The organism is Streptomyces sp. NRRL S-350, assembly GCF_000719705.1.
Taxonomy (GTDB): domain Bacteria; phylum Actinomycetota; class Actinomycetes; order Streptomycetales; family Streptomycetaceae; genus Kitasatospora.
On the sequence record NZ_JOHO01000006.1, the window covers coordinates 116,955 to 134,611 of the forward strand.

Sequence of the window (17,657 nt, forward strand, 5' to 3'; positions counted from 1 at the left end):
CCCCAGGAGAAGTTAGGTTAGCCTAACTTTATCTCTCATGACCTGGCGGAATGCGGTCGGGGCACCCAGAACCACCCGAGCGAGTGAACGTCCCCCGTGCCCTCCAACGACCAGCGCGCCGAAAGGTCACGCCCGGGCCAACGCCCGGCCACCCCGGCCACCCCGGCCGCCCCGGCCGCCCCGACCGCCCCGACCGCCCCAACCACCCCGACCGCCGCCCACCCCGGCCGCCCCGGCTGCCGAGCCGTCAGGGCTTCGCGCGCCACCGGTAGCAGAGCTCCGGCCGGCCGACGTTCCCGTACTGCGGCTCCCGCACCGCCCGTCCGGTGTCCACCAGGTGCTCCAGGTAGCGCCGCGCGGTGATCCGCGAGACCCCGGCGGCGGCGCCCGCGGCAGCCGCCGACAGCCCGGTCGCGGCGTCCCGCAGCACCGAGGCGACGGTGTCCAGGGTGGGAGCGCTCAGCCCCTTGGGCAGGGTGGTGCGCTCGGGCGTCCGGAGCAGGGCGAACGCCTGGTCGACCTCGTCCTGGCCGGTCGCCTCGCCGGTGCGTCCGAGGCTGTCGCGGTAGCGGGCGTAGCGTTCCAGCCGGTCGTGCAGGGCCGCGGCGCTGAACGGTTTCAGCAGGTACTGCACGACGCCCGCCGAGACGGCCTGCCGGACCATGGCGAGGTCGCGGGCCGAGGTCACCGCGATGACGTCGGTGCTGTGGCCGACGGCGCGCAGCGTCCGGCAGAGCTGCAGGCCGTGGCCGTCCGGCAGGTAGAGGTCGAGCAGGGTGAGGTCGACGGGCGTCCCGGCGGCGCGGGCCCGGTCCAGGAAGCGCAGCGCGTCGGCGCAGCTGTGGACCGTCCCGGCGGCGTGGAAGCCGGGCTCGCGCTCGACGTACAGGGCGTGGGCGGCGGCTGCCACCGGGTCGTCCTCGACGACCAGGACGGAGATCCCCGCCGGTGCGGCGGCGGCGCTCGCGGTCATGACGGCGCCCCTTCCCGCTCGCGCCCAGCCCACTCGCGCCCTTCGTCGTGTCCGGCCGGCTCGCGCCCTTCGTCGTGTCCAGCCCGCTCGCGCCCTTCCCCCTGGGGCTCGACCGGTTCGGAAAGGCCCCGCTCGGCCTCCGCCCAGTCGCCCCCCGCCTGCTCGTCCCCGGCGCGCCCGCTCACCGCGTGCCCGCGCCCGCCCGGCTCCCCCGGTCGCCCGGCCAGCGGCAGCCGGACCGTGAGGATCGCGCCGCGCTCCCGGCCGACCTCGACAGTCCCGCCGTTGCGCCGGGCGGCCTGGGCGACCAGGGCCAGCCCGAGGCCGTGCCCGCGACCGTCCTGCTTGGTGCTCCAGCCCCGTCGGAACACGTCCTCGACGGCGGACGGGTCGATGCCCGCACCGGTGTCGGCGACCCGCAGCAGCAGGCACGCGCCGGGCGTGCCGTCCCCGTCGATCCGCGCCGTGACGGTGACCTCCGGCGGGACGGGGCTCTGCGCGGACCCGGCGATGGCGGCGTCCACGGCGTTGTCGATCAGGTTGCCGAGCACGGTGATCAGGTCCCGCGCGGAGAGCCCGGTCGGCAGCACCCCGTCATCGATCCTGCTGTCCTCGGCAAGGGTCAACTCGACGCCGCGTTCGGCGGCTTGGGCCGCCTTGCCGAGCAGCAGTGCGGCCAGGACCGGCTCGCTCACCGCCGCGACCACCCGGTCGGTGAGCTGCTGGGCGAGTTCGAGTTCGGCGGTGGCGAACTCCACCGCCTGTTCGTGGCGGCCGAGTTCGATCAGCGAGACGACCGCGTGCAGTCGGTTGGCGGCCTCGTGCGCCTGCGCGCCGAGCGCTTCGGTGAAACCTCGCACGGAGTCCAACTCGCCGCTGAGCGCCTGCAGTTCGGTGTGGTCCCGAAGGGTGACCACCCGGCCGAGACCGGTGCCGATGGTGGAGGTGTTGAGCACCACCACCCGTTCGGCGGTCAGGTGGACCTCGTCCCGGACCGGCTCGTCGCCCAGCACGGCCGCCACCAGCGCCTCCGGCAGGCCGAGGTCCGCCACCGGCCGACCGTCCACGTCGCCCGCCAGGCCGAGCAGTTCACGGGCGGCATCGTTGCACAGCACGACCCGGTGCGAGCGGTCGAGCAGGACCAGCCCCTCACGGACGGAGTGCAGCGTGGCCTGGTGGTACTCGTAGAGGTGGCTGAGTTCGGCCGGCCCCATGCCGTGGGTGTGGCGCCGCAGCCGGGAGTTGGCGAGGTAGGTGCCGGCGCCGCCGAGCGCGAGGGCGGCGACCGCCACCCCGACCAGGGCCAGCAGCGGGCCGCTCAGCTGCGCGGAGATCGACTCGACCGTGAGGCCCGCGCTGACCAGGGCGACGACCCGGTGCCGGTCGTCCCACACCGGTGTGACCACCCGGACGGACGGGCCGAGCGTGCCGGTGTACGTCTCGCTGCGGGTCTGTCCGGCGAGCGCCCAGTCGATGTGCCCGAGGTAGCGCTTGCCGATCTGCTCGGGCAGCGGGTGGGTCCAGCGCACCCCGTCGGTGTCCATGACGGTGATGAAGGAGACCCCGGTGTCCATGCGCACCTGTTCGACGTACGGCTGGAGCACGGCGGTCGGGTCCGGGCCGGTGACGGCGGACCGGACGGACGGCGACTCCGCGACGGCGTGGGCGACGGCGGTGACCTCGCGGCGGGCCGCGTCCTCGGCGCGCTCGGCGGTGAAGAGGTAGGCGAGCACGGCGCCGCCCGCGACCACCGCGGCGACGATCACCACCTGGACGACGAACAGCTGCCCGGCCAGGCTGCGGACCAGCCGACTCGGCAGGAGGGGCCACCGGCGGCGCGAGCGGGCGGGGGCGGTGCGCTCGGACATGTCAGCCAGTGTGCACCACGGTCCGCCCGGGCGACCCGGGTGCACCGATGGTGAACTCTATGAACGCAAACGTGACCTCCGTCACGCCGCAGGCCCATAGTCGGAGCGGCCCACCACCCGGGGCCGCCAGGACTGCAGGGCGAAGGAGCCGCAGATGTCGATCGCTGGAGCCGCAACGGCGGGGGGACCCAGACGCAAGGACCGGACCCACTACCTCTACCTCGCCGTGATCGCCGCGGTGGTCGCGGGTGTGGTGGTCGGGCTGGCCGCCCCCGGCTTCGCCGTGGAGCTCAAGCCGGTCGGCACCGGCTTCGTCAACCTGATCAAGATGATGATCAGCCCGGTCATCTTCTGCACCATCGTGCTGGGCATCGGCTCGGTGACCAAGGCCGCGAAGGTCGGCAAGGTCGGCGGCCTCGCCCTCGGCTACTTCCTCGCCATGTCGACCGTCGCCCTGGCCATCGGCCTGGTCGTCGGCAACCTGCTGGAGCCCGGCAGCGGCCTCCACCTGACCGCCGCCCTCGCCAAGTCCGGCCACGCCCAGGCAGCGGCCGGCGGCGCCCAGTCGACCACCGACTTCCTGCTCGGGATGATCCCCGACACCATGCTCTCCGCCCTCACCCAGGGCAAGGTGCTGCAGACCCTGCTGGTCGCCCTGCTCGCCGGCTTCGCCCTGCAGGCGATGGGCCCGGTCGGCGCCCCGGTGCTGCGCGGGATCGAGCACGTGCAGCGACTGGTCTTCCGGGTCATGGCGATGATCATGTGGGTCGCGCCGATCGGCGCCTTCGGGGCGATGGCGGCCGTGGTCGGGGCCACCGGCACGGCCGCCCTGAAGAGCCTCGCGGTCATCATGATCGGGTTCTACCTGACCTGCGCGCTGTTCGTCGTCGTCGTGCTGGGCGCGCTGCTGCGCCTGGTCGCCGGGATCAACGTGTTCGCGCTGCTGAAGTACCTCGGCCGCGAGTTCCTGCTCATCCTCTCCACCTCCTCCTCGGAGAGCGCCCTGCCCCGCCTCATCGCCAAGATGGAGCACCTGGGCGTCAGCCGCCCGGTCGTCGGCATCACCGTGCCGACCGGCTACAGCTTCAACCTCGACGGCACCGCGATCTACCTCACCATGGCGTCGATCTTCATCTCCGAGGCGATGGACAAGCCGATGTCGATCGGCGAGCAGCTCTCCCTGCTGGTGTTCATGGTGATCGCGAGCAAGGGCGCGGCCGGAGTCACCGGCGCCGGCCTGGCCACCCTCGCCGGCGGGCTGCAGTCGCACAAGCCCGCACTGGTGGACGGCGTCGGCCTGATCGTCGGCATCGACCGCTTCATGTCCGAGGCCCGGGCCCTCACCAACTTCGCGGGCAACGCCGTCGCGACCGTGCTGATCGGGCGGTGGACCGGCGAACTCGACGCCGAACGCGCCCAGCGGGTACTGGCCGGCGAGCTGCCGTTCGACGAACTGACGCTGGTCGACGGCCACGGAGCCGGGAACCCGGCAGCGGAGCGGCCGGGAGCCGAGGCCGCACCGGAAGCCTCCCCCGAAGCCTCGCCCGAGGGCGTCCCCACCCAGGGCGCCACGCCCGCCGCCGTCTGAGCCGCGGCGCACCCCTCCCCCTCACTCCCCCGGTCCGGCGCCTCCCCCATCCCCCGGAAACGGCGCCGGGCCGGGGGCCTCCCTTTTCCCCGGCCCTCGGCAATTCCCGGCCCGCCGCCCACTACGACGCTCGGCGTCACAGCTCCTGCGAGCCGCTGACCGCCCACGCCACCCCGCTGGCCGGGTCCTCCAGCGCGAGGTGCAGGTGGTGCAGCCCGGCGGACGGCTCCTGCCAGGTGAAGCAGCGCATCCGCGCCACCAGGGCGTTCACCTCGCCCCGGTCCGGTCCGTCCACCCCCGCCATCGCGGCCAGCGCGCGCCACAGCCCCAGCCGCCCGTGCGCACAGCCCTGCGTCCGGCCGACCGCGGCGGCGCGCACCAGCGCCGGGTAGGCGAGGGCGAACGGCAGGTACCCGCCGACCACCCGCCGGTCCCTGGCCAGCAGAGCGGCCGCCAGCGGGGCCTGGCCGCGGACGCAGACCACCTGCGCCCACGGCGCCAGCGCGCCCAGCTCGTCCAGCGCCCGGGCGACCCGCTGCCCGTCGGGCCGTACGTCCGTCCGCTCCACCGGCGTCGGCAGTTCCACCTCACCCAGGCCCTCACGGCTGGCCGGCAGGGTCAGCAGCGCGCTGCGCGCGCCCCCGCCGGGCAGGTACTCGCGCACCCGCGCCGCCTCCTCCCACCCCGCCGCCTCCCACGGCTCCAGCCGCAGCGGCACGCCCTCCGGATCGGGCTCGGCCCCGTAGGAGAGGTCCTCGCCGAGCAGCACCCGGGTGTGCGCGACCAGTCGGCGCACCGGCGCGGGGCCGAGCAGCGGGGCCAGCCTCAGCCAGGAGTGCCTGGTCGCCAGGACTTCCCAGAGCGGACCGGCATCGTGGTCGGCCACCCCGGCGACCGTCCCCTCACCGCCGTCCCGGTCGAACAGTCGGACGGCCAGCTCGGGCGGCGCCGCGTAGGCGATCAGGTGCCCGAGCGGCGCGGTCAGGGCAGCCGCGGCCTCGTCCCCGGCCTCGGCCACGGCGGCCGCCCGGCCCTGCCGGTAGGCGGCGAGCAGCTCGTGCCAGCGGCCGTCCTCGGCCAGGGCACGCAGGCGGTCGTCTTCGTCCGTGATCACGATTTTCAGCGTACGGGCCGGGGGCCGCGCATCAGCCGACTTGCCGTCAGCTCGGTGCGTCGGCCCGGCAGGCCCCCGGCGAGGCGATCGCTAACCCCGGCCCCGCTCGCGTTCCCGGTGGCGTTCCCGGTGGCGTTCCCGTTCGTGTTCCCCTTCGCGCTCCCGTTCGCGCTCCCGTTCGAGGACGGCGCGCAGTCGACCGTGGGCGCGGCGCCGGGTGACGGCCAGGGTGCTGCGGTGCAGGCCGAGCAGTTCGGCGGCCTCGTCGACGCTGGAGCCGTCCAGGTCCACCAGGGCCACCGCGCGGGCCTGCTTGGCGGTCAGGAAGCCCAGCAGCCGGACCGCCTCCCAGCGCGCCTGCAGCTCGGCCACCCCGCCTGCCCGCGGATCGCGCGCCGCCTGGCTGCGCTCGGGCCCCTCGCCCACTTCCGGCACCTCGGGCATCGGGATCCTGCGGCGCTCCCGGCGCCACTGGTCACGCAGGATGTTCACCATCGTGGTGAACGCGTAGGCGTACGGCTGCGGATGGCCGAGGAAGCGCTCGGGTCGGCGGGCGATCCGCAGGTACGCGTCGTGGACGATGTCCCCGGCCGCGATCGGACTCCCGGTGAGCGAGGCGGCCGCCTGCTGGAGCCTGGGCAGCAGTTCGGTGAACATCCGGTTGAACTCGGCTGGTTGCCCCCCGGCCGCGCATGGGCCGAAGTCCTTTCCCGACCCGTCGCCGACACATCGTCCCCTGCAGTCCGCCATGCCGCTCTCCCCGGGAATCGGCACTCCGCACGTCCGATCGAGCCTGGTCACGGCCCGGCGGACGCGTTGTGACACAGGTCACATCATAGTTCGTCCTCTCACCGTGCGCGGTCATTCGTGTGCAATAGGTCACCGATCGTGCGGGAGGCGGGAATTCACTCCGCCGCGGATCCCGGACGATCGGCGGACTCCGCCCGATGGGAACCACCCAGCAAGGAGAAACCGCCATGCGAGGTCGCATCGCCAGGAAGACCGCCACGTTCGGGCTGGCGGCCGTCGCCGCCCTCGGGGCGCTCGGGGCCACCACGCTGCCGGCCGCGGCGGCACCCGCCCCCGACCAGACCGTCACCCCCGGAGCCGTCGCGGCCTCGAACACCGTCGCCGCCTCGCCCTACCACTGCGTCATCACCGCGAACTACGGCTGGCGCTGGGAGGGTTACTGCAACGTCTACTCGGGGCAGCTGCGCACCATCACGTACTGCGCCAACGGCTCGCACACCACCGGCCTGTGGATCGGCGCGCGGCCGCAGGCGTGGGACGTCTGGGGCAACTGCCCGGGGTCCAGCTGGACGAAGATCGTGTTCCAGTGGCACAGCTGAACACCCGCCGGACCGCCGCCCCGAATGCGGGGAACGGCTGACGGGCGGCACGACCAGGGAGCAGGGACCAGGGACGACAGCCGACAGCCGACGGAGTTCATCACCCGTCGGCTGTCAGCCGCTGTCCGCCATCTGGTCCCGGTCACCTGTCATCGGCTGGTGAGGGGCCTACTCGTACTACTCGTACTCGGTGCCGCCCTTGCGCGTGAGGTAGGCATCGCTGACCACCTTGGCGATCGCCCGCCCGCCGAGCCGCAGGCTCCAGCGCTCGGTCACGGGGCGTACCACCACGCCCTCGCGGACGTGGAGTTCACGCCCGGAACAGGTCTCCTTGCCTTGCGCGTGGGCCAGCACGGTCTCCGGGTCGAACGGACCGCGCCACACTTCGGGCGCCAACGGCAGTTCGCCGTCCAGCAGTTCGGCGGCGGACAGCCAGCCGGGCTTCCCGTCGACCACGGCCGCGACGTCGAACGCCGCGTAGCCGGGCCGGTCGGCCCGTGCGGAGGCCCCGTAGCTCAGGTCCTGCACGCCCTCGCCGAAGACCTCGCCGAAGATGCCGACCCGCTCGGCACCGAGGCGCTCCGCCAGCCGGGCCGCCACCGCCGGGATGTCGTACCCGCGCACGGCCCGCCAGTAGAGGTTGCGCTCGTCCTCGACCAGCGCCAGCCCCTGGGCGCCGATCCCCTTGGACGACACCTGCACCTCGCCGGTGGCGGCGGTGTACGTGACCAGGCAGCAGCTGCCGTGCAGCTTCTCGGTCAGTACCACCGGCTCGCCGGGCTCGAAGATGTCCGGGTAGCGCTTGAGGTTCTCGATGTCGACCCAGGGCAGCAGGTCCGGAGCGCTGACCACCTCGCCGTTCATCGACGTCGGCACCGGCGGCCGCCACTTGACCACCCCGAGCAGCTCGGCGAAGTCCTCGCCGTGCTCGGCCGCGGCGGCCAGGTCGACGCCGGAGAGCGCGGCGGGCCGGCAGACGATGCCCTGGGAGATCTCCCCGCGCAGCCGCACCGCCTTCACCCGGTTCGCCCGGGCCCCGGCCAGCTTGCCGGTCAGGCCCAGCTCCTCGACCAACTCCTCCGGGAGGACGGACTGTTCCGGGATGTAGACGGCGTGGTCCCCGGTCCGGTAGACGCCCCTCGCGACCACCGCCCGGTAGAGGCCGACCTGGGCGAGCTCCAGGGCGTCGGCGTTCGGGTGCGCCAGGATGGTCAGCTTCTCGGCGGTGACGCGCAGCGTGGACATGGACGGACTCCTCCCCTCGGCCCGACCGCGGCGGTGCTCCTCAGCGGCCCCGCCGGATACGGACGGGGATCACTCTGGCCGCTCGACCCCAACGGCGCGATGCATTTTCCGCGCGCCTCGCGTTCGCCTCCACCACCCCGACCGCAGCCCAGACCGCAGGGCCGGCCGCCCGCGCCGACCGCGCCCTCCGCACTCCGCTTGAGCCATCCCACAGCCGCCCCGAGGGCTGTCCCGCCACCCGCCTGTGCGAAGCAACAGAGGATTTATCGCTCGCATTTGCGGCACTATGATCGTCGTAACGGCCGCACCTGCAGCCAGGCCTCCGCGCCCCTTCCGGCGCGCACCCCGGAGGGGAAGCACCGATGAGCATCCGTACGACCACCACCCGCCGCAGACTCGCCGTCGCCGCCGCCGCGGCCCTCGCCCTCAGCCTCGGGGTCACCGCGTGCGGCAGCGACGGCGGCACGTCCTCCGGCTCCTCCCCCTCCACCGGCGCCCCCGGGGCCGCCGGCACAGCCGCCAGCGGCGTGCCGAAGGCCGGCGGCAGCATCACCGTGTTCGCCGCGGCCTCGCTCAAGGAGACATTCACCGAGCTCGGCAAGAAGTTCGAGGCCGCCAACCCTGGCGCCAAGGTCACCTTCAACTTCGGCGGCAGCTCCAGCCTCGCGACCAGCATCAACTCCGGCGCCCCGGCGGACGTGTTCGCCGCCGCCAGCCCGGCCACCATGAAGACCGTGACCGACGCGGGCGGGGCGAGCGGCCGGCCGGCGACCTTCGTCAAGAACACGCTCACCATCGCCGTCCCCAAGGGCAATCCCAAGCACATCGCGGGCCTCAAGGACCTCACCGGCTCCGGCGTGAAGGTCGCGCTGTGCGCAAAGGAGGTGCCGTGCGGCGCCGCCGCCCTGACCGCACTCAAGGCCGCCGGCGTCGACCTCACCCCGGTCACCCTGGAGCAGGACGTCAAGGGCGCGCTCACCAAGGTCGAGCTCGGCGAGGTCGACGCCTCGCTCGTGTACAGGACCGACGTGCAGGCCGATGCTGCGAAGATCGACGGTGTGGACTTCCCCGAGGCCGGCAAGGCCGTGAACGACTACCCGATCGCCGCGCTCGCCAAGGCCCCGAACAAGGACGGCGCCGCCGCCTTCGTCGCGTACGTCCAGTCGCCCGAGGCCAAGCAGGTGTTGACCGCGGCGGGCTTCCAGGCGCCGTGAACGGCCGCACCACCGGCTCCGGCTGGGACGGACCGGCCTCCGGGACGACGGGGCCGACGCAGGCCCTGCCGCGCCACCGGCCCCGACCCCGCACGCACCGCGTCCCGGTCACCCTGCTGCTCCCGGCGCTGCTCGGGCTGGCGTTCCTGATCCTGCCGCTGGTCGGCCTGCTGGTCCGGGCGCCCTGGAGCGACCTGTCCGAACAGCTCACCAGTGCCGCCGTCTGGAGCGCGCTGCGCCTGTCGCTGGTCAGTGCGACGGCGGCCACCGCCGTGTCGCTGGTCCTGGGCGTGCCGCTGGCCTGGCTGCTCGCCCGTACCGACCTGCCGGGCCGACGGGTGGTCCGGGCGTTGGTCACGCTGCCGCTGGTGCTGCCGCCGGTGGTCGGCGGTGTGGCACTGCTGCTGGTGCTCGGGCGGCGCGGCATCGTCGGCTCCTGGCTGGACTCGGCCTTCGGCGTCACGCTGCCCTTCACCACCACCGGGGTCGTGATCGCCGAGGCCTTCGTGGCGATGCCGTTCCTGGTGATCAGCGTCGAGGGTGCGCTGCGGGCCGCCGACCCGCGGTACGAGGAGGCGGCCGCGACCCTGGGCGCCTCCCGGCTGACCGCGTTCCGGCGGGTCACCCTGCCGATGATCGCCCCCGGGATCGCCGCCGGGGCCGTCCTGGCCTGGGCCCGGGCGCTCGGCGAGTTCGGTGCGACGATCACCTTCGCGGGCAACTTCCCCGGCCGCACCCAGACCATGCCACTGGCCGTCTACCTGGCCATGGAGTCCGACCCACAGGCCGCGATCGCGCTGTCGCTGGTGCTGCTGGCGGTCTCCGTCGCCGTGCTGGTCGGCCTGCGCGACCGCTGGCTGTCCGCCCCGTGACGCCGCCCGCACCCCCGGCCGCCACCGCGCACCCCACCCCGGGCACCACCTCCGGCACCACCCCGGACATCGCCTCGGGCGTCGCCCGGGACACCCCCGGCGCCGCCCCCTCGGACACCAGGACGCCGACCCGATGAGCACCGAGAACACCACCGGCGGCGCCCTCGACGCCCGACTGCGGGTCGAGCGCGCCGCGTTCACCCTCGACCTCGCCCTCACCGCCGCCCCCGGCGAGGTGGTCGCACTGCTCGGCCCCAACGGCGCCGGCAAGTCCACCGCGCTGCGCGCCCTCGCCGGGCTGCTCCCGCTCACCGGCGGCCATCTGCGCCTGGACGGCCGGCTCCTGGAGGACCCGGCGCGGCGCGTGCACACCCCCGCCGAGGGGCGGCCGGTCGGCGTGGTGTTCCAGGACTACCTCCTGTTCCCGCACCTCAGCGCGCTCGACAACATCGCCTTCGGCCCGCGCTGCCAGGGCCTGCCCAAGCGCACCGCCCGGGCCGAGGCGGCCGTCTGGCTGGAGCGGATGGGGCTGGCCGACCACGCTGCGGCCCGCCCCGGCCGACTCTCCGGCGGCCAGGCGCAGCGGGTGGCACTGGCCCGGGCGCTCGCGGTCCGCCCCCGGCTGCTCCTGCTGGACGAACCGCTGGCAGCCCTGGACGCCCGCACCCGGCTCGACGTCCGGTCCCGACTCCGCCGCCACCTGGCCGAGTTCGAGGCGGTGGCCGTCCTGGTGACGCACGACCCGCTGGACGCCATGGTGCTGGCCGACCGGCTGGTGGTCATCGAGGACGGGCACGAGGTGCAGTCCGGCAGCCCGGCCGAGGTCGCCCGGCGGCCGCGCACCGACTACATCGCCCGCCTGGTCGGGCTGAACCTCTACCAGGGCCGGGCCGACGGCCACCGGGTCACGCTCCCGGACGGCACCGTCCTGGCCACCACCGACGACCTGGACGGCCCCGCGTTCGTCGCTTTCCCGCCCTCCGCCGTGACCCTCCACCGGGAGCGGCCGCAGTCCAGTGCGCGCAACGTCTGGAAGGTCGAGGTCACCGGCCTGGACCTGCACGGCGACCGGGTCCGCGCCGACCTGGCCGGCGACCTGCCGATGGCCGCCGACCTCACCCCGGCCGCCGTCGCGGAGCTGGAGCTGGCGCCGGGCGTCGCGGTCTGGGCCGCGGTCAAGGCCACCCAGACCCACGCCTACCCGGCCTGACCCCGCCGCCTACTCCGACGGCGCGACGAACCCCGACTCGTACGCGGCGATCACCGCCTGCGTGCGGTCCCGCGCGCCCAGCTTCGCCAGCACGCTGCTGACATGCGTCTTCACCGTCTGCACGCCGAGGAACAGCCGCTCGGCGATCTCCCCGTTGCTGAGGCCGCGCGCGACCAGCCGCAGCACCTCCGCCTCGCGTTCGGTCAGCGCCGCCCGTTCCATGGCCGTACGGGCGGTCGGGTTGCCGTGGCCGGCCGCCAGGCGGCGGATCGCGGCCGGGAACAGCAGTGACTCGCCCGACGCCGCGAGCCGGACCGCGTGGGCGATCTCGGCGGGGCGGGAGCGTTTGAGCAGGAAGCCGTCGGCGCCGGCGTGCAGCGCCTGGTAGACGTAGTCGTCGTTCTCGAAGGTGGTCACGACCAGGATCCGCGGCGGCCGCTCCCCCGGGGCTCCCGGGCGCAGCAGCTCACGGGTGGCCGCGAGTCCGTCCATGACGGGCATCCGGACGTCCATCAGCACGACGTGCGGACGCAGTTCACGCGCCAGGGCGACCGCCTCGGCGCCGTCGGACGCCTCGCCGACCACCCGCAGATCCCCCTGGGCCTCCAGGACGGCCCGCAGGCCGGCCCGGACCAGTTCCTCGTCGTCGGCGAGCAGGATGTCCGTCATTCCGGTAGCGCCCCCGGTCATCCCGCCGCCGTCCCCGGTCGGGCCGCTGCCACCCCCGGCCACCCCGCCGCCGTCCCCGGTCGGGCCGTCAGCCACAAGATCGTTCGTCACGAGCCCAAGCGTAGGGGCAGCCGGACGCTCAGCACCCACTCCCCGCTCCCGTCCTCCGCCGTGCCCGCTCCCGCCGCAGCCGCACCGCCGAGCAGCGTGGCGCGCTCGCGGATGCCGCGCAGGCCCTTGCCGCCCTTGCGGACCCCGCCCGCCGGGGGCCGACCGCCGCCGCTGGGCAGCCGGTTGGCGCAGCGCAGCTCCAACTGCCCCTCGATGACGGCGATCCGGACGTCGACGGGCTCGCCGGGCGCGTACTTGAGCGCGTTGGTGACGCCCTCCTGCACGATCCGGTAGGACTCGCGGGAGAGCACCCCGGGCAGCGTGCCGGCCTGCACCCGGATCCGCGCCTCGACCGGGCTGCCCGCCGCGCGGACGGTGTCGAACAGCGCGGGCAGCTGGGCGATGCCGGGCTGTTCGGTGGCCCCGCCGTTCGCCCCGGCCGGGCTCTCGCGCAGCAGGACGAGGGTGCGTTCGAGGTCCTCCATGGCCTGTCGCCCTGTCTCCTCGATGACCTCGAGCGCCTTCGCGACGAACGCCTGATCCCCGACCTCGCGCGCCGCGCCAGCCTGGAGGACCGTCACCGTCAGGGCGTGACCGATCGAATCATGCAGCTCGCGGGCCAACCGGTTGCGTTCCAGCAGGCGTTCGGCCCGCAGCTCCGCCTCCGCCAGCCGATCCGCCGGGGACGGCCCCAACCACCTGACAGCCATCGAGAGTTGGGCCCTCCCCGCGAGCACCAGGAACCAGCCGAAGCCGAGCGCCATCAGCGGCACGAGCGGGAGGTACCGGAGCGCGTGCGGACCGGTCAGCAGCTCGAAGCACGGCGCGAGACCGAAAGCCGTCGCGAAGCCGACCGCCGAACCGAGAGCGACCCGCCCGATCAGCCAACCGGCCGTCCGCCGCCGGTCGGCCCAGGTACGGGAGGGCTCGGTGCCGATGTCCTCCTCCCGGTCGGGCACCAGCAGCAGCCGCGCCTGCACCCCCTCGGCCCGCCGCGCCGCCGGGACGAGGGCGACCAACCCGAGGAGCACGGCGTCCAGCGTGACGCTGACCGTCAGGATCTCGCCGAGGCTCTTCCGGTAGGTCCCCGGATAGATCATCAGCACCACGCCCGCGAAGATCCACCCGACCAGCAGGTGCAACAGCCGTGCGTACGTGGCGCCGGCCAGCAGCGGGGCGAGCGCCCTGGCCACGGCCGCACCGAACGCAGTACTGGGACGCGCCGTGGCGGGACGTGCCGTGGCGGTCACGGCAGGCTCGGGCACAACGGCGCCGGGCACAACGGTCCCCGACGCAACGGTCCCCGACGCAACGGTCCCCGACGCAACGGTCCCCGACGCAACGGTCCCCGACGCAACGGTCCCCGGCACTCGGCTCCTGGCCGCTCGGTTCCTGGGCATTGGGCCATCCTGCCAGGTCAGCGCAGGCCCCCGGCTCCCGCGCGGGTAGCCCGGTGGCTCCCTCCCGGGAGGGAGGCGACTCCCCGCCCTGGCGGGATCCGCCGGACCGGCCTCCGCCGGTCCAATGGAACCACCGCCCGGAGCAGGCACCGCGAGAGCCGACGAACCCCGTCGGCAAGGCGAGCCGGCCAAGCGAGCCGAACAAGCACGCCGACGCGCACGCCGCACCGGCGCAGACCACCGACAATGAGGGGAGCCCCGCCGTGATCGAGATCCAGGGCCTGACCAAGGAGTACGACGGCAAGCGCGTCGTCGACGACCTGACCTTCGAGGTCCGCCCCGGCGTGGTGACCGGCTTCCTCGGCCCCAACGGCGCCGGCAAGAGCACCACCATGCGCCTGGTCCTCGGCCTCGACCGCGCCACCGCCGGACGCGCCCTCGTCCGCGGCCGCCCGTACCCCGAACTCGCCGACCCACTGCGCCACGTCGGCGCACTGCTGGACGCCCAGGCCCTGCACGGCGGCCGGACGGCCCACGGCCATCTGCGCTGGCTCGCCGCGAGCAACGGGCTGCCGGGGCGCCGGGTCGACGAGGTGCTCGCCCAGGTCGGCCTGACAGAGGCGGCCGGGCGCCGGATCCGGGGCTTCTCGCTCGGCATGCGCCAGCGCCTCGGGGTGGCCGCCGCACTCCTGGGAGACCCGCCGGTCCTGATGCTCGACGAGCCGGTCAACGGCCTCGACCCGGAGGGCATCCGCTGGATCCGCACCCTGCTGCGCGATCTGGCCGCCGAGGGGCGGGCGGTGCTGGTGTCCTCCCACCTGATGACCGAAATGGCGCTCACCGCTGACCACTTGGTGGTGATCGGGCGCGGCCGACTGCTCGCCGACGACGCCACTTCCGAGTTCATCGACCGCCACGGCCGCACCCGGATCCGGGTGCGCGCCGTCGACCCGGCCAAGCTGGCCGCCCTGCTCGGCGGCACCGGCCGCGACTCCGACGTCACCGGCCTCGACGCCACCGACATCGGCGGCGGCGCCTGGGAGGTGAGCGGCGCCGAACCCGAGCGGATCGCCGCGCTCGCGGCCGCCAACGGCGTTGTGCTGTACGAGATCGCGGTCCAGCAGGACTCGTTGGAGGAGGCGTTCATGCGGATGACCGCCGACAGCGTCGAGTACCGGTCGGAGGCCGCCGCATGAGCGCCGCCCACACCGCCCGCACCACCCGCACCACCGACGCCCTCCACGCCCTCCACGCCCTCCACGCCCTCCGAGCCGAACGGATCAAGCTCACCACCCTCCGCTCGCTCTGGGTCACCCCGCTGCTCGCCCTCCTGCTGACCGCCGGGGTCACCACCGCCGTCGGCGCCATCCTCGGCGGGAAGGACCACAGCATCATCGACGACCCGAGCGTCGGCGTCTTCTACGGGCTCAACTTCGGCCAGGCGGCCCTGACCTGCTTCGGCATCCTGCTGATCGGCCCGGAGTTCAACACCCGCATGATCGACGTGTCGCTCACCGCCGTCCCCCGGCGCGGCCGACTGTACGGCGCCAAGCTGGCGCTGGGCGCCCTGGTCGGCCTCGTCGTCGGGGCCGTCGGCACGGCGGGCGCCTTCGCCGGGTACGCGGCCACCGTTCCCGGCTCCTGGGACGGACCCGCCCTCGTCCGCAGCGCCGTCGCCGGGGTGCTCTACCAGGTGCTACTGGTGGTGTTCTGCCTCGGGGTGACCGCCCTGCTCGGCAACCTCACCGCCGCGATGGGGCTGCTGGTCCCGACCGTCTTCCTGCTGTCGCCGCTGCTCAGCGGTGTCCCCGGGGTCCGCCGGGTGGTCCAGTTCCTGCCCGACCGGTCCGGCCAGTACGCGATGCGGTACGTCGACGACCCGCAGGTCTCCTACGGCCACTGGACCGGACTGCTGATCACGGCGGCCTGGGCGGCCCTGGCGGCGTACGGCGGCCTACGCGCCCTGCGCGGCCTGAACTCCGCCAAGTGAACGTGACCGAACGGGAGATGGGAGATCCCATGACCACCCTCGCCAACGCCCTGCGCGCCGAACGGGTCAAGTTCACCACCCTGCCCTCGCAGTGGGCGGCCCCACTGGTCGCGCTGGCGCTGACCGTCGGCATCACCGCAGCGGTCAACGGCGCCTACGGGACGAAGGACCACACCGCCGGCGAGGACCCGGCCGGCGGGATCTACTACGGGCTGCTCTTCGGCCACGTCGCCGTCGCCTGCTTCGGAATCCTGCTGATCGGGCAGGAGTTCAACACCCGCATGATCGGCAGCTCGCTGACCGCCGTCCCGCGCCGCAGCCGACTGTACGGCGCCAAGCTCGCGTTCGGCGCCGGAGTGGGCCTGCTGCTCGGGCTGGCCTCCACGGCGGGATCGTTCCTGGCCGTCCGCGCCACCGCCGGCCTGGACCTGTCCACCCCGGGGCTGTCCCGCAGCTTCCTGGCCGGCGTGCTCTACCACCCGATGATGGTGCTGATCTGCCTCGGACTGACCGCGATGCTGGGCAACTTCAGCGCCGCGCTGGGCCTGCTGACTCCGATGGTCTTCCTCGGCACCACCTGGCTGGCCGCCATCCCGGGCGTGCGCGAGGTCGGCCAGTTCCTGCCCGACCGGGCCGGACTGCACGCGATGCGCACCCAGCCCGAACCGGACGTCCACTACGGCCACTGGACCGGACTGCTGGTCATGGCGGCCTGGACGGCTCTCGCGGTCTACGGCGGGCTGCGGGCCATGCGCCGGTACGAGCCTTCCGGCGGATAGCCGCTCCCGGGCCGCCGGCCGACAGATCACAGCTGGCAGATGGCGAATTTCGGAAGCCGCCATCCGCCATCCGCCAGCTGTCAGCCGTTCGACGTCCACCGCCACTTGCTCGCCGCCCGGCCGGTACGACGAAGAGCCGGGCACAGCGGAGCGCACCGGACAAGAGACCTGACGTATCGTCAACTCACCGTCGCCCCAGCCCAGCGCGAGATCGTCGGCTGCGGTTGCTGGTCTAATACACGAATGGAGAACCTCCCGAACGCGGAAGCCCCCCTCTCCGACCCCTGGCTCGCGTACTTCGCCGACCGCGGGCACCCGGCTGTCCGCCGTGTCGGCGCCGGTGTCGAGGGTGTCGTCTACAGGCTGGGCGATGGCCGGGCCGCCAAGGTGTGGAGTGGTCGGCCGCCAACCGATTTCGATCTCACCCGCCAGGTGTACGCGGACATTGCGCGGCACCCGCTGCCGTTCTCCACTCCGGAGATCTTCGACATCGAGGACCACGACGGCGTCGTGGTGACGTACGAGCGCGAGCTGCCCGGAGACGCGATGCGAGTCGACTCCGCACACGCCGCCTACGAGCGCGAGCTGCCCACCCGGCACCGCGACGCGCTACTTGCCGTTCTGCGCGGCTTGGCCTCCGTACCGGGCACCGACGCGATGCGCCGGTTGACCGTTCAGGGTGACGACCGTCCGCTGTGGCGGGATCACGACCACTTCCGCGACGCGCTCGCGGCCCTGGTCGCCAGGGCCGCGGCCCGGCACGGAGCGGCTTTGGCTGCCTGCGTGCCGGACTTCGAGGCGGGGGTCGAACGCACGCAACAGGCACTGCGCGTCCTCCCCGACGCGCCGGTGACCGCGATCCACGGCGACCTGGTCCCACCCAACATCCACATCGACGCAGCGGGTCGGCCCGTCGCGGTGCTCGACTTCGGCTTCTACACGACCGCGGGCGACCCTGCCTTCGAGGCCGCCGTCACCGCTTCCGTCTACGACATGTACGGGCCGCACGCCGAGGAGCACACTGAGGAACTCACCCGGCTCTTCGCCCACGAGCTCGGCTACCCGCCAGCCACCCTCACCGCCTACCAGGCCGCATACGCCCTCACGACCTACGACCTCTTCGGCCTCGACGACCGTGACTGGCACTTCCGGTGGTGTGCAGGACAGCTACGCCGCAACGCCGTGTTCCACGCCTGAGCGGTCGACCGTCACAGCACCCGCTGAGGCAGCAACCCCTACCAGGTACTGCCCACCCCCGCGGCGCCCGCCACCACC

Annotated in this window: 17 protein-coding genes; 10 read left to right on the top strand and 7 right to left on the bottom strand. The window is 73.9% G+C overall.

Annotated elements, in window-relative coordinates; all coding sequences use genetic code 11:
* Positions 1-247: 247 nt before the first annotated feature.
* Both IF30_RS0108395 and IF30_RS0108400 read right to left on the bottom strand, forming a co-directional pair.
* Positions 248-973, bottom strand: coding sequence for a response regulator (locus tag IF30_RS0108395; RefSeq protein WP_030234214.1), 726 nt, complete (start codon positions 971-973; stop codon positions 248-250).
* Positions 970-2,841 (bottom strand): sensor histidine kinase, encoded by a 1,872-nt coding sequence (locus IF30_RS0108400; protein ID WP_063752540.1) that lies wholly within the window; start codon positions 2,839-2,841, stop codon positions 970-972. The genes IF30_RS0108395 and IF30_RS0108400 overlap by 4 nt, the downstream gene beginning before the upstream one ends.
* Before the next feature lie 154 nt (positions 2,842-2,995).
* Here IF30_RS0108400 and IF30_RS0108405 point away from each other — a divergent pair, with 154 nt between their 5' ends.
* On the top strand, positions 2,996-4,429 hold the full coding sequence (locus tag IF30_RS0108405; RefSeq protein ID WP_051709501.1) for a cation:dicarboxylate symporter family transporter: 1,434 nt from the start codon (positions 2,996-2,998) through the stop codon (positions 4,427-4,429).
* 136 nt (positions 4,430-4,565) lie between these two features.
* Here IF30_RS0108405 and IF30_RS0108410 read toward each other — a convergent pair whose 3' ends face one another.
* Both IF30_RS0108410 and IF30_RS0108415 read right to left on the bottom strand, forming a co-directional pair.
* On the bottom strand, positions 4,566-5,543 hold the full coding sequence (locus IF30_RS0108410) for a hypothetical protein (protein ID WP_030234217.1): 978 nt from the start codon (positions 5,541-5,543) through the stop codon (positions 4,566-4,568).
* Positions 5,544-5,633: 90 nt separating this feature from the next.
* Positions 5,634-6,200, bottom strand: coding sequence for an RNA polymerase sigma factor (locus IF30_RS0108415; RefSeq protein ID WP_063752542.1), 567 nt, complete (start codon positions 6,198-6,200; stop codon positions 5,634-5,636).
* Between the two features lie 320 nt (positions 6,201-6,520).
* Here IF30_RS0108415 and IF30_RS0108420 point away from each other — a divergent pair, with 320 nt between their 5' ends.
* On the top strand, positions 6,521-6,892 hold the full coding sequence (locus IF30_RS0108420) for a hypothetical protein (protein WP_030234219.1): 372 nt from the start codon (positions 6,521-6,523) through the stop codon (positions 6,890-6,892).
* Positions 6,893-7,069: 177 nt separating this feature from the next.
* On the opposite strand, the gene IF30_RS0108425 is transcribed toward IF30_RS0108420, so the two are convergent.
* Positions 7,070-8,137: an RNA ligase (ATP) gene (locus IF30_RS0108425; RefSeq protein ID WP_030234221.1), complete on the bottom strand. Its 1,068-nt coding sequence runs from the start codon at positions 8,135-8,137 to the stop codon at positions 7,070-7,072.
* 362 nt (positions 8,138-8,499) lie between these two features.
* Between IF30_RS0108425 and modA the strand changes: the two genes are divergently transcribed.
* From modA to IF30_RS0108445, 4 genes are all read left to right on the top strand, one after another.
* Positions 8,500-9,351, top strand: coding sequence for a molybdate ABC transporter substrate-binding protein (gene modA, locus IF30_RS0108430; RefSeq protein ID WP_030234223.1), 852 nt, complete (start codon positions 8,500-8,502; stop codon positions 9,349-9,351).
* Between the two features lie 65 nt (positions 9,352-9,416).
* A complete protein-coding gene (locus IF30_RS0108435) occupies positions 9,417-10,223 on the top strand; it encodes an ABC transporter permease (protein WP_051709547.1) in 807 nt (268 codons plus the stop codon).
* Complete coding sequence (locus IF30_RS47595; protein WP_158834839.1) at positions 10,220-10,360, top strand: hypothetical protein; 141 nt, start codon at positions 10,220-10,222, stop codon at positions 10,358-10,360. The genes IF30_RS0108435 and IF30_RS47595 overlap by 4 nt, the downstream gene beginning before the upstream one ends.
* The gene (locus tag IF30_RS0108445; RefSeq protein ID WP_030234226.1) at positions 10,357-11,433 is read left to right on the top strand and encodes an ABC transporter ATP-binding protein; all 1,077 of its coding nucleotides are present in this window, start codon (positions 10,357-10,359) and stop codon (positions 11,431-11,433) included. The genes IF30_RS47595 and IF30_RS0108445 overlap by 4 nt, the downstream gene beginning before the upstream one ends.
* Positions 11,434-11,442: 9 nt before the next feature.
* Here the strand turns inward: IF30_RS0108445 and IF30_RS0108450 are convergent, their stop codons facing one another.
* Positions 11,443-12,102 carry a response regulator transcription factor gene (locus IF30_RS0108450; protein ID WP_030234229.1) on the bottom strand — a complete coding sequence of 220 codons (660 nt, stop codon included), beginning with the start codon at positions 12,100-12,102 and terminating at the stop codon, positions 11,443-11,445.
* Positions 12,103-12,209: 107 nt separating this feature from the next.
* Positions 12,210-13,406: a sensor histidine kinase gene (locus IF30_RS0108455; RefSeq protein WP_030234231.1), complete on the bottom strand. Its 1,197-nt coding sequence runs from the start codon at positions 13,404-13,406 to the stop codon at positions 12,210-12,212.
* A 470-nt stretch (positions 13,407-13,876) separates the two neighbouring features.
* Between IF30_RS0108455 and IF30_RS0108460 the strand changes: the two genes are divergently transcribed.
* The 4 genes from IF30_RS0108460 (at position 13,877) to IF30_RS0108475 (ending at position 17,579) form a co-directional block, all read left to right on the top strand.
* Positions 13,877-14,809 (top strand): ATP-binding cassette domain-containing protein, encoded by a 933-nt coding sequence (locus IF30_RS0108460; protein WP_037899303.1) that lies wholly within the window; start codon positions 13,877-13,879, stop codon positions 14,807-14,809.
* Positions 14,806-15,603, top strand: a complete 798-nt coding sequence (locus IF30_RS0108465; protein WP_051709505.1) for an ABC transporter permease — start codon at positions 14,806-14,808, stop codon at positions 15,601-15,603. The genes IF30_RS0108460 and IF30_RS0108465 overlap by 4 nt, the downstream gene beginning before the upstream one ends.
* Positions 15,604-15,632: 29 nt before the next feature.
* Positions 15,633-16,382 (top strand): ABC transporter permease, encoded by a 750-nt coding sequence (locus tag IF30_RS0108470; protein ID WP_030234239.1) that lies wholly within the window; start codon positions 15,633-15,635, stop codon positions 16,380-16,382.
* 243 nt (positions 16,383-16,625) lie between these two features.
* Positions 16,626-17,579 carry an aminoglycoside phosphotransferase family protein gene (locus IF30_RS0108475; protein WP_030234243.1) on the top strand — a complete coding sequence of 318 codons (954 nt, stop codon included), beginning with the start codon at positions 16,626-16,628 and terminating at the stop codon, positions 17,577-17,579.
* Positions 17,580-17,657 lie beyond the last annotated feature (78 nt).